Annotated in this window: 11 protein-coding genes; 8 read left to right on the forward strand and 3 right to left on the reverse strand. The window is 75.5% G+C overall.

All coding sequences use genetic code 11. From position 1 onward, the window contains the following. Positions 1-266: 266 nt before the first annotated feature. Positions 267-1,577, forward strand: a complete 1,311-nt coding sequence (locus KG103_RS18580; protein ID WP_207340041.1) for an MFS transporter — start codon at positions 267-269, stop codon at positions 1,575-1,577. Beyond that, the gene (locus KG103_RS18585) at positions 1,574-3,337 is read left to right on the forward strand and encodes a SpoIIE family protein phosphatase (protein ID WP_249670671.1); all 1,764 of its coding nucleotides are present in this window, start codon (positions 1,574-1,576) and stop codon (positions 3,335-3,337) included. Before KG103_RS18580 ends, KG103_RS18585 begins: the two co-directional genes overlap by 4 nt. A 9-nt stretch (positions 3,338-3,346) precedes the next feature. Here the strand turns inward: KG103_RS18585 and KG103_RS19085 are convergent, their stop codons facing one another. Both KG103_RS19085 and KG103_RS18595 read right to left on the reverse strand, forming a co-directional pair. Continuing rightward, on the reverse strand, positions 3,347-5,137 hold the full coding sequence (locus tag KG103_RS19085; RefSeq protein WP_264758259.1) for a sigma-70 family RNA polymerase sigma factor: 1,791 nt from the start codon (positions 5,135-5,137) through the stop codon (positions 3,347-3,349). Positions 5,138-5,220: 83 nt separating this feature from the next. Then, positions 5,221-6,633 (reverse strand): CCA tRNA nucleotidyltransferase, encoded by a 1,413-nt coding sequence (locus KG103_RS18595; RefSeq protein ID WP_242635297.1) that lies wholly within the window; start codon positions 6,631-6,633, stop codon positions 5,221-5,223. 173 nt (positions 6,634-6,806) lie between these two features. Between KG103_RS18595 and KG103_RS18600 the strand changes: the two genes are divergently transcribed. From KG103_RS18600 to trxA, 6 genes are all read left to right on the forward strand, one after another. After that, positions 6,807-7,358 (forward strand): NUDIX hydrolase, encoded by a 552-nt coding sequence (locus KG103_RS18600; RefSeq protein WP_207340043.1) that lies wholly within the window; start codon positions 6,807-6,809, stop codon positions 7,356-7,358. Continuing rightward, positions 7,355-9,502 (forward strand): DUF6049 family protein, encoded by a 2,148-nt coding sequence (locus KG103_RS18605; protein WP_207340044.1) that lies wholly within the window; start codon positions 7,355-7,357, stop codon positions 9,500-9,502. The genes KG103_RS18600 and KG103_RS18605 overlap by 4 nt, the downstream gene beginning before the upstream one ends. Continuing rightward, positions 9,499-11,226, forward strand: a complete 1,728-nt coding sequence (gene murJ, locus KG103_RS18610) for a murein biosynthesis integral membrane protein MurJ (RefSeq protein WP_207340045.1) — start codon at positions 9,499-9,501, stop codon at positions 11,224-11,226. The genes KG103_RS18605 and murJ overlap by 4 nt, the downstream gene beginning before the upstream one ends. A gap of 70 nt (positions 11,227-11,296) precedes the next feature. Then, the gene (locus tag KG103_RS18615; protein ID WP_207340046.1) at positions 11,297-13,102 is read left to right on the forward strand and encodes a protein kinase family protein; all 1,806 of its coding nucleotides are present in this window, start codon (positions 11,297-11,299) and stop codon (positions 13,100-13,102) included. A 135-nt stretch (positions 13,103-13,237) separates the two neighbouring features. Further along, entirely contained in the window at positions 13,238-14,272 is a 1,035-nt protein-coding gene (gene trxB, locus KG103_RS18620; protein WP_207340047.1) for a thioredoxin-disulfide reductase, read from the forward strand. Beyond that, the gene (gene trxA / locus KG103_RS18625; RefSeq protein WP_207340048.1) at positions 14,269-14,616 is read left to right on the forward strand and encodes a thioredoxin; all 348 of its coding nucleotides are present in this window, start codon (positions 14,269-14,271) and stop codon (positions 14,614-14,616) included. Before trxB ends, trxA begins: the two co-directional genes overlap by 4 nt. Positions 14,617-14,665: 49 nt before the next feature. Here trxA and KG103_RS18630 read toward each other — a convergent pair whose 3' ends face one another. Next, complete coding sequence (locus tag KG103_RS18630; RefSeq protein WP_249670672.1) at positions 14,666-15,253, reverse strand: YdcF family protein; 588 nt, start codon at positions 15,251-15,253, stop codon at positions 14,666-14,668. Positions 15,254-15,387: the final 134 nt, after the last annotated feature.

A 15,387-nucleotide genomic window follows, 5' to 3' on the forward strand; every position in this document is an offset into this window, starting at 1 on the left:
GCACCAGCTGACGCCTGAGGGGCTGCCGTCGCACGTCGACGGCAGCCCCTCACGTCTGTCCCCTCGCTCAGGGGTGCTCGACCACCGCCTGCGCACCCAGGCCCAGGTCGGACTCCACCGCGGGGGCGACGAGGCGACCTGTCACGCCTGGAACGCCCCAGGGCCTCCATGCGGTGGTGGCGTCATCCGGGAGATCGTGCGCCGGCGGGAGCGGCGGTCACCGGTCCACGGCACCCCGCCGACGACACGCGCCGTAATCTTGGCGCGTGCAGGTGATCTCCGACCTCCGGGCCCTGTGGCCCCTCACCGGCTTCCGCCGGCTCTTCGCCGTACGCCTGGTCAGCCAGGCGTCGGACGGCATGTTCCAGATCGGGCTCGCCACGCTCTTCTTCTTCTCGCCGGAGAACGCGTCGACGGCCACGGGCGTGGCCGCCGCGTTCGCGGTGCTGCTGCTGCCGTTCACGATCGTCGGCCCGTGGGCCGGTGTGCTCCTGGACCGCTGGCGGCGCCGGCAGGTGCTCCTCTACGGCAACCTCGTGCGCGTCGCCCTCACGGTCGTCATCGCGGTCATCATGCTGACCAGCGGCGTCGGCCCGGCCGTGTACGTGCTGGCGCTGGCCGCGCTGTCGGTCAACCGGTTCCTGCTCGCGGCGCTGTCGGCGTCGCTGCCGAAGGTCGTCGACGGCCCGCTGCTGCTGACCGCCAACTCGCTGACCCCGACGCTGGGCGCCGCGGCCGCGGGCGTGGGTGGTGCGCTGGGCTTCGTCCTGGGCCTGCTGCTGCCGACGGGCCGGGTGCGCGACGCGACCTCCCTGCTGGTCGCCGCGGCCGTCATGGCCTGCGCGTCGGCCCTGGCCACGCGGCTCGGGCCCGACCAGCTCGGCCCGGACGAGCGCACGGCCGGCACGGACGTCCGCCGTGCCCTGGGCCACCTGGCCCGCGGCCTCGTGGACGGTGCCCGGTACCTCGTCGCCCGTCGCACGCCCGCGTACGCGCTGGGCATCATGGCGCTGCACCGGTTCTGCTACGGCGCCGTCTTCATCGCCAGCATCCTCATCTCCCGCAACCTGCTGTCCGACCCGGCGGACGTCGCCGCGGGCCTGGCCACGTTCGGCAGCGTGCTGGCCGCCAGCGCCGCGGGGTTCGCGCTGGCCGTGGTGCTGACGCCCGTGCTGAGCCCCCGCGTCGGGCCGCACGTCTGGATCGTCCTGTGCCTGCTGCTGGCCGTGGTCAGCCAGCTGCTGCTGGCGTTCACCGTGACCCTGCCCGCCGTGCTGGGGGCCGGCGCCGCGCTGGGCCTGGCGGCGCAGGGCGCCAAGATCGCCGTCGACACGATCGTGCAGCACGACACCGCCGACGCCTACCGCGGCCGCGCGTTCTCCTTGTACGACGTGATGTACAACGCCGCGTTCGTCGGAGCCGCCGCGGTCGCGGCCGTCGCGCTGCCCGACACGGGCTGGTCCCCCGTCCTGTTCGCCGGGCTGGCCGCGGTCTACCTGGCCGGCGCCGTCGTCTTCGCCCGCAGCACGCGCACCCCCGTGCCGATCGCCGCACCGCCCGCCGGGGTGACCACGTGACCAGCGCAGGGACGGTGGACGACACACCGCCGGCCGGGACCGGGCCCGTCGAGGCGCCCGCACCGCACACGAGTCCGGTGCTGCCGCAGGACGTCCTCACCGGACCGCTGGCCCAGGCCGTCCTCGAGCGCGGGCCCCTGGCCATGACGGTCTCCGACCCCCGGCTGCCCGGCGACCCCGTCGTGTGGGCGAACACGGCGTTCACCACGCTCACGGGGTACACGCTCGACGAGGTCCGGGGCCGCAACTGCCGGTTCCTGCAGTGCGAGGACACCGATCCCGAGGCGGTGGCGCGGCTGCGTGCCGCACTCGAGCGCGGGGACGACGTGCAGGAGCTGCTGCTCAACGTCCGCAAGGACGGCTCGCAGTTCTGGAACCAGCTGGCGATCACGCACCTGCGCGACGCGGACGGCCAGGTCACCCACCGGGTGGGCGTGCAGGTCGACGTGACCGCCGAGGCCGTCGGCGAGGCGGCGCGCACGCTCGAGCTCTCGCTCATGCACCGCACGGCCGACCGGCTGGAGCTGCTGGCGCGCATGGGCGAGGAGCTGTCCCGGCACCTGGAGTTCGGCGACGCCGTCGACGCCCTGGCCGACCTGGTGGTGCCCCGCCTGGCGACGTGGGGGTTCGTCGCGATGGCGAGCGAGACCGGGCACCTGGAGCGGGTGCACGTCGTCACGGCCGACCCGGCGCACGCACCCGTCGCGCACGCCCTGGGCACGCAGGGCACCACGTGGCTGACCCAGTCGCCGCGCGTCGCCCAGACGCTGGCCGCCGGTGACGACCACGTGCCCATGCCCATGCCGGTGGACGTCGCGAGCCTGCCGTCGCGCACGACGCCGGACGAGCTGCGGCTGCTGGAGACGCTCGGCCTGGGCAGCGCCCTGCTCGTGCCGCTCACCGGACGCGACCGGGTGCTGGGCGCGCTGTGCCTGGTGCACCGCGACGTCGACGGGTTCGACCGGGAGGTCGTCGTCACCGCCGCCCACCTGGGCCGCCGTGCCGGCGTCCTGCTGGAGAACGTGCGCCTGTACCTGGCCGAGCGCGACGCCGCGCTGACGTTGCAGCACAGCCTGCTGCCCGTGCTGGGCGACGTCGGCGGGCTGGACGTGGCGGCCTCGTACCTGCCGTCGGGGCGCCGGGCCGAGGTCGGCGGCGACTGGTTCGACGCCTTCGTGCTGCCCGACGGCGCGGTGAGCCTGGCGGTCGGCGACGTGGTGGGTCACGACCTGCGCGCCGCCGCGTCGATGGGTCAGCTGCGCTCGCTGCTGCGCGCGTCGGTGTGGCGCGGCGACCGTCCGGGCGAGGCGCTGGAGCGGCTCGACGGCCTGGTGCGCGCGCTCGACGTCGCCGACATCGCGACGTGCGTGCTCGTGCGCTGGGAGCGCACACCCACGGGCGCCCGCCTCACCTGGGCGAGCGCGGGGCACCCGCCGGTCCTCGTGCGGCTGCCCGGCGGTCACGTCCAGGGCCTCGACGGTGCTCGCAGCACGCCGATCGGCCTGCCGCCGGTCCGTCCCGGGACGACCCCGGAGGCCGCGGCGGACGTGCCGCACGGTGCGTTCGTGGTGCTGTACTCCGACGGGCTGGTCGAGCGTCGCGACCGCGGGCTGCGCGAGGGGATCGAGACGCTGTCCGCGGCGCTGGCCGCGGTGCCCGACGACGCGACCGCGAGCCAGGTGTGCGACGCCCTGACGGGCACCCTGGTCGACGAGCACCAGGAGGACGACGTCTGCCTGCTGGTGGTGCGGGTGGACTGACGCGCCGCGTCAGTCCCCCACCACCCACGACTGCAGCCCCGCCTGCGTCGGGTCGAACGTCTCGACCGACGGCAGCACGTCCGTGACCTCGCCGGTCTCGCCGTCGACGGCCCACAGCGCCGCCGACCCGGCGGTGCCCTCGCAGTTGGTCGTCCCCGACACCAGCAGGCCGGCCGGCACGGGTGCCACGCCGGGCAGCACCGCCAGCAGGTCCGACGGGACCTCGGCGAACGGCGCCGTGTCGAGCCCGGTCAGGGTCACCAGGCGCTGCGGGCACGTGCGCGGCGCCTCGCCGGTGGGGTCGGGTCGTACCGCCAGCGAGGCGACGAGCCGTCCGTCGGCGAGCCGGTGCGCCGGGTACGCCGGGCTCGGCTCGCCGGCCTCCACCGAGCGGTGGTCGGTGATCGCCCCCGTCGTGGTGTCCATGAGGAGGGTCGTCGCGCCGAGACCCGCCGGGCGCAGGGTCGCCTCGTCGAGCCGCGGGCAGTCCACCAGCACGTGGGTGTCGTCGGACCACCCGACCATCCAGCACGCCGTGGCCGGCAGGTCGTACCGGACCTCCACCCCGTCGCGCTCCACGTGCAGGTCCGCGTCCGAGGTCCAGGCACGGGCGGCGCCGTCGGGTGACGGGTCCCCCGCCCAGTCGACGCTGTCCGGCGTGGTCCCCACCACCTGGCCGCTCACCAGGTCGACGACCGTCGCCTCCCCGAAGGACCCCTCCGCCCAGAACTCGGCCGTGCCCGCGGCACGGTCCCAGGCCGTCAGCATCTGCATCCCCTCGGGCGCGGGACCGACGTCCAGCACGTCACCGTCCGGACGCACCAGCAGGAGGCGGGCGACCGTCGACGCGGCACCGGCACCGGCCGCGGGCGTGGGCGTGGCGTCGCTCGCGGGCTGCACCCACAGGGCCAGCGCGCTGCCGTCGGGGGCACCCCGCAGGTCGGACTCCTCGGCCTGCCGCAGCGGTGACAGGCCCGGCACCTGCGCCCCGCCCGGCTCGGGTGCCGCGGACGACGGCGTGCCGCGCTGGGACCAGAGCACCGCACCGGTCACGACCACCGCGACGGCGGCGGCCGCACCCGCGACGACCAGCACCCGGCGCCGGGCCCGGGCGGTGCGCACCGCGGCCAAGGCCCGGGAGGCGGCGGCGACGACGGTCGGCTCCCCCTCCGAGCACGCCGCGCGCTCCGCCTCGGCCGCGCGCAGCACGTCGGTGAGGTCCCGGGCCCCCTCGGTCACGACGGTCGGCGTGGCGCCCGCCGGGTGAACCGCGCCGTCCGCGCGCTCACGGTCCGGGTCGGTCGTGCGCACGTCCAGCAGCGCGCACAGGGTGCGGACGCCGTCGGCCGTGGACCGCCTGACCAGCCCTTCCGACAGCCCCAGGACCTCGCCCACCTCGCCCACCGACAGCCCGTCCAGGTGGCGCAGCACGACGCACACCCGCTCGCGGGGTTCCAGCGTGGCGAGCGCCGCCTCGACCTCGTCGACCGGGCCCGTCGTGCCGGCCGGGGTCGGGGACGGGTCCGCCGCGTCCGGGGCACGCTGCGCCGCGAGCCGCTCCCCCGCGGCGCGCTCACGCTGCCCGTCGAGGAGCCGTGTCACCAGGGAGCGCCGGACGGCGTGCTCGGCGGCCGGCACCGACGTCGGCCGGGACCGTCCTGTCGCGGTCGCGACCAGCGCGTCGCGCACCAGGTCCTGCGCGGCGACCGGGTCGCGCACGAGCATCCGCGCCCGCGCCAGGAGCGCCGGGTACCGGTCGCGGACCAGCTGGGCCGGCACGTCGCCGGAGCGCCGCGTCACAGGAGGGTCGCCCCGTCGATGGTCGTCACACCCTCAAGGACGATCAGGACGCCCGTTCCGTTGGGGTGCGACCGCGGACCCCCTCAGGACGTCCGCGCGGCCCACCAGCTCAGCAGCTCCTCGCGCGCCCGCTCCTCGCCCAGCGGCCCGTGCTCCATGCGCAGCTCCAGCAGGTGGCGGTACGCCTCACCGACCTCCCGCCCGGGCCGGATGCCGAGGATCTCCATGATCTGCGTGCCGTCGAGGTCGGGACGGATCGACGCGAGCTCCTCCGCCTCGCGCAGCGTGGCGATGCGGCGCTCCAGGTCGTCGTACGCGGCCTTGAGGCGGGCCGCCTTGCGCTGGTTGCGCGTCGTGGAGTCCGAGCGGGTCAGGCGGTGCAGGCGCTCGAGCAGCGGCCCGGCGTCGGTGACGTAGCGCCGGACGGCCGAGTCGGTCCACTCCCCCTCGCCGTAGCCGTGGAACCGCAGGTGCAGCTCGGTGAGCCGCGCGACGTCGTGCACGGTCTGCTTGTCGAACCGCAGCGCCTTGAGCCGCTTGGACGCGAGCTTGGCACCGACCACCTCGTGGTGGTGGAAGCTCACGCCGCCGCCCGGCTCGAACCGGCGGGTGCGGGGCTTGCCGATGTCGTGCAGCAGCGCGGCGAGGCGCAGCACCAGGTCAGGGCCTGGCACCGGGCCGTCGGGGCCCGTCTCCAGCGCGATCGCCTTCTCCAGCACCATGAGCGTGTGCTGGTAGACGTCCTTGTGGCGGTGGTGCTCGTCGATCTCGAGCCGCAGCGCCGGCAGCTCGGGCAGCACGTGGTCGGCCAGGCCCGTGTCGACCAGCACCTCCAGCCCGGCGCGCGGGTGCGGGGACAGCAGCAGCTTGGTCAGCTCGTCGCGCACCCGCTCGGCGGAGACGATCTCGATGCGACCGGCCATCTCCACGATCGCCGCGCGGGCGTCGTCGTCGAGGCGGAACCCGAGCTGGGCGACGAACCGCGCGGCGCGCATCATGCGCAGCGGGTCGTCGTCGAAGGAGCGGCGCGGGTCGATCGGGGTGCGCAGGACCCCGCGCGCCAGGTCGGTCAGGCCGTCGAAGGGGTCGACGAACGTCAGGTCCGGCACCCGGACGGCCATCGCGTTGACCGTGAAGTCGCGGCGCGACAGGTCGCCCTCGAGCGTGTCGCCGAACTGCACGAGCGGCTTGCGGGACGTCGGGTCGTACGCGTCCGTGCGGTACGTGGTGACCTCGACGACGACGTCCTCGGTGGCCCCGCGGCGGCCCGCGAACCGGCGGGCACCGACGGTCCCGAAGTCGCGGCCGATGTCCCAGTGCGCGTCACCCCACGCGGCGAGCAGCGGCTCGGCCTGGTCGGGCGTCGCGGAGGTCGTCAGGTCCAGGTCGTTGCTGGCGCGCCCCAGGAACGCGTCGCGCACCGGCCCGCCGACCAGGGCGAGCTCGTACCCGGCGTCGCGGAAGCGGCGACCGAGGTCGAGGGCGTCGGGCGCCATCGCGGCGAGGGACTCCAGGGCACGGCGGCGCAGCTGCTGCACGGCCGCGGCGTCGGGCTCGTTCTCGGGGGCGTCGGACACCCGACAAGCCTGCCAGAGGTCGCGACGGGCCCGGGAACGGGTGTGCCGCGGCACGAACAGAACGGGTGAGGAGGAGTCGTTACAGTGTCGGCATGTCCACCGCCGCCCATCCGCCCGGTCCCGGGCGTGTGCCGGCACCGCCCGGTGGTCATCCGCTGCGGATCGACCCGACCCGCGTCCACCCGCGCACGCACGCCGTCGCGCTGCCGGTGGTCGACGAGACGTCCGCCGGAGGGCTGGTCGTCACGCGGCAGCAGGGGCACCTGGCCGCCGCCGTGATCGCGCGGCGCAACCGTGCGGGACGCCTCGAGTGGTGCCTGCCCAAGGGGCACCTCGAGGGTGACGAGACGCCCGAGGAGGCCGCGGTCCGCGAGATCGCGGAGGAGACCGGGATCACCGGCCGGGTGCTGCGTCGCCTCGGGGTCATCGACTACTGGTTCTCCGGCGAGGAGCACCGCGTGCACAAGGTCGTGCACCACTTCCTGCTCAGCGCGCTGCACGGGGAGCTGACCGTGGAGAACGACCCGGACGGCGAGGCGGAGGACGTGGAGTGGGTCCGCGTCGCCGACCTGTCGGACCGGCTGGCCTACCCCAACGAGCGTCGCCTCGCGGGCATGGCGCTCACGGTCCTCACCGACGGATGAGCGCACCGACCCCCCGGGTGCGGGCGCACCTGCTCGCCGCGATCGTCGCCCTCCTGGCCCTCACGGCGCTGACCGTCCCGTCGGCGGCCCTGGCGACGGACCGCTCGCCGACCCCCGCGTCGACCGCTGCGTCGACCGCCGAGGAGGAGGCCGCGTCCGACGTCCGCGTGCAGATCACCGAGGTGAACCCCGGCGTGCTGCGCCCGGGGCAGGACCTCGTGGTGCGCGCCCGCCTGACCAACCGCACGGGCGAGGTCATCGAGAACCCGCGGGCGGTGGTCCGTCTCGAGCGCCTGCGCCCGGGCACACGGGCCGACCTGCAGACGTGGCTCGACGAGCCGGTCGACGGGCGTCGCGCGGGCGAGGCCGCCGCCGCGGTCGCCGCGGAGGCGCCGCTGGCCCCCGGTGCGTCCGTGGACCTGACCGTCACCGTGCCCGCCGACGCGGTCGGGCTGCTCGACCGCCCGGACACCTGGGGTGCACGCGGGCTGGCCGTCGAGGCGACCGACGGGCCCCGCGCCCGCGTCGGTCTGCAGCGCACGTTCGCCCTGTGGGCGACCACGGACGACGTCGCCCAGGCCCGGGTGTCCGTGCTCGCACCGGTCGTCGGGCCGGCCGTCGTCCCGGCCGGCGTCGAGGTCGCGCCCCCGGGCCCGACCCTCACCGAGCTCGTGCAGCCCGGGGGGCGGCTCGCGTCCGTCCTCGAGATCGCACGCGCCCACCCGGACGTCGCCCTGGCCGTCGACCCGGCCCTCGCGGCGCAGGCCGCCGCCGGCTCCGGCGCTGTCGCCGCGTGGAGCGAGGAGCTCCGCGCGGCCGCCGTGGGCCGCGACCTGATCGCGCTGCCCTGGTCCGACCCCGACCTGGTCGCCCTCGCGCACGCGGACGCGGCCGACCTGCTCGACGTCGCGACCTCCGCCTCGGACGCGGCCACGGGTGAGGTCGTGGCCTCCGGTCAGCCCCTCGCCGCGCGCACGGACGTCCTGTGGGCGCCGGGTCCGGCGACCGACCAGGCGACCGCCGACCTGGCCGCGCGCAGCGGAGCGGCCGCGCTCGTCCTCGCCCCCGACGACCAGCCGTCGCAGGACGACGCGGGCGGCGCCCGCACCAGCCTCAGCACCCCGAGCGGCACGCTCGTGGGTCTCGCCCCCGACGCGACCCTCACGAGCCTGCTGAGCGACCCCACGTCGCTGGACCCGGACGCGACCCGCACCACCGTCGTCCAGCGCGTGCTGGCCGAGCTCTCGGTCCTCGCCCGCGGCTCCGCGGAAGGGCTGCAGCACGTGCTGGTGGCCCTGCCGCGCGACGCCGAGCCCGACCCCGCGCTGGTCGACGCGGTCCTCGACGCCGTCCAGGGCGCGCCGTGGTCCCGCACCGCACCGATGACCGCGCTGCTGGGCGCCAGCGCCGGGGACGACGAGCGCGACGCGCTGCCCCAGCTCACCGACGTGCCGGCCGCGCTCGAGGCCGCCGAGGTGCGCCGTCTGGCCGACGCGCGACGTGCGACCCTCGGGTTCGCGCAGGTCACGGAGGACCCGACGGCCCTGCTCGCCGGTGTCGACGAGGCCGTGCTGGCACCGCTCGCCGTGGCCTGGCGCGCCGAGCCGACCGTGCGGCAGGAGATCGTCGACACTGTGGTGACCGCCGTCGACGAGCGCCGGTTCGGACTCGTGCTCGCCCAGCCCAGCACGCAGAACCTCGTCAGCGCGGACAGCGAGGTCCGGTTCTCGGTCCGCAACGACCTGCCGACCGCGGCGACCGTGCGCGTGCAGGCCACGCCGCGCAAGGCGTGCCTGAGCACCGGGCCCAGCGAGGACGTCCAGGTGGCGGCCGGCGGCGAGGCCGTGGTCCCCGTCGCCGTGCACGCGATCGCCAACTGCGAGGTGGTCGTCGAGGCCGTGCTCACCGCCGCCGACGGCAGCCCGCTGTCGACGCCCGTGACGTTCGTCGTCCGCGCGTCGCCGACCGTCGAGTCGGTCGGGACGGCCGTCGTCGGGGTGCTGCTGGCCGTCGGGCTCGTGCTGGGCGTCGGGCGGACGGTGCGCCGCGGGCAGAGCGCCCGGCGCGGCGCGCGCCTGGTCCACGACGACGAGGGCACCCGCCCGCTGCCCGTGCTGGGCGGTACACCGGAGGACGAGGCATGAGCGGCACCACCCCACCCCCCGGCGACCCGCAGGACGTCCCCGGCGGGCCGGGCAGCGAGGACGGCAGCACCCCCGGCACCGACGGAAGCACCCGCGGCACCGACGGCGGCATCCGGCGTGGCGCCGCGCTCATGGCCGGCGGGACCGCCGTCTCACGCCTGCTCGGGTTCCTGCGCGTCGCGGTCCTCATCGCGGCCATCGGCGCGACGGGTCAGGCGGCCGACGCCTTCGCGGTCGCCAACAAGCTGCCCAACGTCCTCTTCATGCTGCTCGCGGGCGGTGTCCTGAACGCCGTGCTGGTCCCGCAGGTCGTCCGGGCGTACAAGCGCCACGACGGCCAGGAGTACGTCGACCGGCTGCTGAGCTTCGGGTTCGCGCTGCTCGCGGGCGTCACCGTGGCGCTCACCCTCGCCGCCCCCCTGCTGGTGTCGCTCTACGCCGAGTCGGGCAACGCCGCGCAGCAGGCACTGGCGACGACGTTCGCGTACTGGTGCCTGCCGCAGATGTTCTTCTACGGCGCGTACGCGCTGCTCGGGCAGGTGCTCAACGCCCGGGGGTCGTTCGGGCCGTACATGTGGGCACCCGCCGTGAACAACGTCGTGTCGATCGCCGGGTTCGGGCTGTTCATCGTCGTGTTCGGTGACGTGAGCTCCGCCGACGGCTGGACCGCGGGGCAGGTCGCGCTCCTCGGTGGCTCGGCCACGCTCGGTGTGGTCTGCCAGGCCCTCGTGCTCATCCCGTTCCTGCGCCGGGCCGGCGTGCGGTACCGCTGGCGCTGGGGGCTGCGCGGCTCCGGGCTCGGACGTGCCGGCACGGTCGCCACCTGGACGTTCGTGGGGCTGACCATCGGCCAGCTCGGGTACGTGATCGTGTCGCGGGTGGCGTCCGCCGCACCGGGCGCTGCCGGGCCGGCGCACACCGAGGTTGCCGGCAACGCGGCCTACGACACCGCGTTCACGCTGTTCATGCTGCCGCACTCCCTGGTCACGGTGTCCCTCGCCACCGCCCTCTTCACCCGGCTGTCGGCGCAGGCGCACGACCGCGACGTCGCCGGGGTCCGCACCAGCCTGTCGTCCGGGCTGCGCGTCGTGGGCCTGTTCACGCTCCTGGCCGCGGCCGGGCTCGTGGTGCTCGCCGAGCCGGTGGTGCGGCTCGTCCTGGCGAGCCAGCCCCAGGGGAGCGTCGACGCGGTGGCCGGGGTGCTCGTCGCCATGGCCCTCGGCCTGCCCGCGTTCGGTGCGTGGTCCATGTGCCAGCGGGTGTACTACGCGTACGAGGACGCGAAGAGCATGGTGCCCGTCCAGGCGGCCATGGCGGTCGTCGTCGTGGCCGGCACCCTGCTGGGCCGGGCCCTGCTGCCCAGCACCTCGTGGGTCGCCGCCGCGGGTCTGTCGATGAGCGTGTCGTACCTGCTGGGCACCCTGCTGGCGCTGCGCGCGGTGCGTCGCCGGCTCGACGGCGACGTCGACGGGGCCCGCGTGCTGCGCACGCACGCCCGTGCCACGCTCGCGGCGCTCGCCGCGGCCGCCGTGGGCGTCGCCGTGCTGCTGGCCGTCCAGACCGTGGGACCCGACGGGGTCCCCGGTGCGCTCGTGCAGTGCGCGGCGGTGGGGACCGTGATGGTGCTGGTGTACCTGGGCGGGCTGCGCCTGCTGCGCGTGCGCGAGCTCGACCAGCTGGTCGGGCCGCTGCTGCGACGCCTGCGGGGGCGGCGGCGGCCGTGAGCCGTCTAGCATGCACCCTGGGCCTGCATCCGCGGGTCGTGAGGTCGCGGAGGGGTCCGGAGGTGGCAGGGTGACGGAAGAGGTCGGCAGGGGCACGGTGCTCGCGGGGCGCTACCGCGTGGTCGACGCCCTCCCGTCGGACCTCGACGGCGTCTCCGTGTGGCATGCCAACGACCAGATCCTCGACCGTCCCGTGCGCGTGCGGATCCTGCAGTCGGGTGCGGTCGCCCCCGCGCTCGACGCCGCCCGCCGCGCCGCCCTCGTCACCGACGCACGGCTGGTGCGCGTGCTCGACGTCGGCATGCACGAGGGCGTCGGGTACGTCGTGTCCGAGCAGATCACCGGTGCCTCCTTGGCCCAGCTCGTCGAGCGCGGCCCCCTGACGCCCGACCAGGCCCGCGCCGTCGTCGGCGAGGCCGCCGCTGCGCTGGAGGTCGCGCGCCGGCGCGGCGTCCACCACCTGGCCCTGCGGCCGTCGGTCGTGCACGTCTCCGCGGACGGCCGCGTGCTGGTGTCCGGCCTCGCGATCGACGCCGCGCTGCTGGGCACCGCCCTGACCGACCCGCGCGCGACGAGCCGCACCGACACCGTCGACCTCGTCCGGCTGCTCTACACGGGCCTGACCGGCCGGTGGCCCACGGACCGCGACCACGACCGCGACACGTCCGTGCAGCCTGCGCCGGTGCTCGACGGGCGGCCCGTGCCGCCGGCCGAGATCGCGGCCGGCGTGCCCAACGACCTCGACACGCTGTGCGTGGTCACGCTGGGCCCGCACGAGGACGGGCCGCACACGCCCGGGGAGCTGGTCCACGAGCTCGAGCCGTGGGGCGAGATCCGCGTCGGGCGCGCCGCCGAGGAGCCGGACGAGCCCGCCGGCGCCGGCGGCGCGGTGGCCGCAGGTGCCGCGGCCGCGGCCGCTGCCGCTGCTGCCGACCGCCCTGCCGCGCCCGTCCGCGTCGCCCGGCAGTCGGTGCGCTCCGCGTTCGACGAGCTGCCGGCGGGCGCACCACGCCCCGGTACACCGCCGCCCGCGGTGCCGCGCCGCCAGGGCGTGCTGCCCGCGACCGCGGCGCCCGCCGCCGCGGCGCCGAGCGCGGGGCCTGCCACGTACCCGCCGGCGGTTCCGGCGTCCCTGCCTCCCGTGGCACCCACCCCGGAGCCTGAGCCCTGGGACAGCGGGCCGGCCTTCACGGACGACCCCTTCACGTTCGTCGAGGACGAGCCGGAGACCGGTCGCCGCTTCGACCCGACGGCGCTGGTCCTCGTCATCGTCGGCGTCGTCGTGCTCGTCGGCCTGGTGTTCGCCGCCCGCGCGCTCTTCGCGCCGCCGGTCGACGACCGCGAGCCCGGCGCCGGTCAGGAGACCGCGGCCCAGGAGGACCCGGCGACCCCGGAGCCCGCGCCCGCCGCTCCCGAAGAGCCCGCGGCCCCGGACCAGGCCGCCGGCCCGGTGCCCGTGGTCGCGTCGATCCGCACCTTCGACCCGACCGACCCCGCAGGTGAGCGCGTCGAGAACGTCGAGCTGGCCGTCGACGGCGACCCGTCGACGTTCTGGTTCTCCTACACGTACAACCGCCCCGACTTCGGTGGGCTCAAGGAGGGCATGGGCCTGGAGCTCGCCCTCGCCGGGCAGAGCACCGTCAGCGGCGTGACGCTGCACGTCAACGGCACCGGCGGCAACGTCGAGGTGCGGGCGACCACGGCCGAGGCGCCGACCGAGGGCGAGCTCCTGGCCTCGGGGACGCTGAGCCAGGACACCGTGCTCACGTTCGCCGAGCCGGTGCAGGCCTCCACGATCGTCCTGTACTTCACCGAGCTGCCGACCAACGCGGCCGGCCAGTTCCGCCTCGAGGTCACGGAGATCACCGTCTCCTGACCTGCCCGATGCGCGGTCGCCGACCGCGGACGGGAACAGAAGCGCCCTACCATCGGTTGGACGAGCCAGATCCCGGGCCGCACCACGGCCCCGTCGCCACCCACGGCGACGTCGAGCGACCCAGCGAGGCACCCTGTGACCGATTCCGCATCGCCCACCTCCACCGACGTGCGCGACCTCGTCGTCGTGGGCTCCGGACCTGCCGGGTACACCGCAGCGATCTACGCGGCTCGTGCGGGCCTGGCCCCGGTCGTCGTCGCGGGTTCGGTCACCGCCGGCGGCGCGCTGATGAACACCACCGAGGTCGAGAACTTCCCCGGCTTCCCCGACGGGATCCAGGGCCCCGAGCTCATGGACTCGATGCGCAAGCAGGCCGAGAAGTTCGGCGCACTGGTGCTGTGGGACGACGCGACGTCGCTCGACCTGACCGGCGAGATCAAGACCGTCACCACCGGCAACGGCGACGTGTTCCGCGCCCGCGCCGTCATCCTGGCGACCGGCTCGGCGTACCGCGAGCTGGGCCTGCCGGACGAGAAGCGCCTGTCGGGCCGGGGCGTGTCCTGGTGCGCCACGTGCGACGGCTTCTTCTTCCGCGACCAGGACATCCTCGTCGTCGGCGGAGGCGACTCCGCGGTCGAGGAGGCCACCTTCCTCTCCCGGTTCGGGCGTACCGTGACCATGGTCCACCGCCGTGACGAGCTGCGTGCCTCGAAGATCATGGCGGACCGCGCCGCGGCCGACCCCAAGATCTCCTTCGCGTGGAACTCCCAGGTCGTGGCCATCCACGGCGAGGACAAGGTCACGGGCGTGACCCTGCAGGACACCGTCACGGGCGAGACCCGCGAGGTCGCCGCCGGCGGCATCTTCGTCGCCATCGGCCACGTCCCGCGCACGGACCTGCTGATCGGGCAGGTCGACCTCGACGAGAACGGCTACGTGCAGGTCGAGGGCCGCTCGACGCGCACCAACCTCGAGGGCGTCTTCGCGTGCGGCGACGTCGTCGACCACACGTACCGGCAGGCCATCACCGCGGCGGGGTCCGGGTGCTCGGCCGCGCTCGACGCGCAGCACTACCTCGCCTCGCTCACGGACGTCGTCGACCCCGTCTCCCCGGGGGTCGCGCTCGTCGTGGCGGACGAGGCGACGGCGGACGAGGAGATGGCGCGGTGAGCACCGTCGACGTCACCGACCTCACCTTCGAGGACGAGGTGCTCCGCAGCGACCTGCCTGTCGTCGTCGACTTCTGGGCCGCGTGGTGCGGACCGTGCCGGCTGGTCGCCCCGGTGATCGAAGAGCTGTCGGAGGAGTACGCGGGCCGCGTCAAGTTCGTCATGGTCGACACCGAGGAGAACCCGGGCATTCGGGAGGACATGCACGTCCAGTCGATCCCCTACCTCGCGTTCTTCACCGGTGGCGAGCTGGAGAACGGCCTCATCGGTGCGCGGCCCAAGGCCGTCATCAAGGAGGCGGTCGAGGAGCTGCTCGTCGCGCGGGAGACCCAGAGCGGGTCCTGACCTCGATGCTCCCGGCGGGTGGCGTCGATCGTCGGGGTCGCCTGCCTGGTCACCTGCCCGCCGTGCTGAGACCGCGCAGGTTCCACAGGCCCAGGACGGCAGCCGCCGGCTTGGCCCACGTCACCTCGCCGAACCGGTGGTCGGCACCACGCCGTAGCCGGTCGGCGAGGTCGGGGCGCTGACGCCAGAGGTAGGCGCGAGCCTTCTCCGCGTGCAACGAGCTCGAGACGATCGCGATGGAGTGGGCGTCCTCGATCAGCGGGATCGCGTTCTCGATGTTCTCCCACGTAGTACGGCTCGTCCGGTCGAGCCGCACCGCACCCGTGTAGCCCAGCCGACGGGCGTGGCGCTCCAGCAGGTCGGCCTCGGGTACGTCACCGGCGGTTGGGCCGCCGCACAGGACGAGGACGCTGCGCCCCGCGGCCGGGTCGAGCGACCGCAGCCCGGCACGCACGCGGTAGCGGTTCACGGCGTTCACGCGGTTGCCCCGGCTGCGGTACCCGAGCACGACGACCGCGTCGGTGCCATCACCCACCCGGCCCTGGCCCAGCCGCCGCCGGCTCGCACGCCAATGCACGAGCTCCGCCCAGACGGCCGACATGACGACGCCCGCGATCACGGCGGCTGCGGGATGCACCGGCCCAACCTATGACCCGTCGCCCCTCGACCGCCAGAGTGCGTGCGTGTGACTGCGGACGCGGCGGGCCCGGAGCACGGCGCACTGCCGGACCGGCGGGTCGGCGCAGCCGGCAGCTGTCCGTTCCCGGGCGC

The organism is Cellulomonas wangleii, assembly GCF_018388445.1.
Lineage (GTDB): Bacteria > Actinomycetota > Actinomycetes > Actinomycetales > Cellulomonadaceae > Cellulomonas > Cellulomonas wangleii.

Bases quoted from the DNA above. Each gene is read 5' to 3' on its own strand.
- murJ (WP_207340045.1), top strand. From the start codon at position 9,499: ATGAGCGGCACCACCCCACCCCCCGGCGACCCGCAGGACGTCCCCGGC.
- KG103_RS18595 (WP_242635297.1), bottom strand. From the start codon at position 6,633: ATGGCGCCCGACGCCCTCGACCTCGGTCGCCGCTTCCGCGACGCCGGG.
- KG103_RS18600 (WP_207340043.1), top strand. From the start codon at position 6,807: ATGTCCACCGCCGCCCATCCGCCCGGTCCCGGGCGTGTGCCGGCACCG.
- KG103_RS18605 (WP_207340044.1), top strand. From the start codon at position 7,355: ATGAGCGCACCGACCCCCCGGGTGCGGGCGCACCTGCTCGCCGCGATC.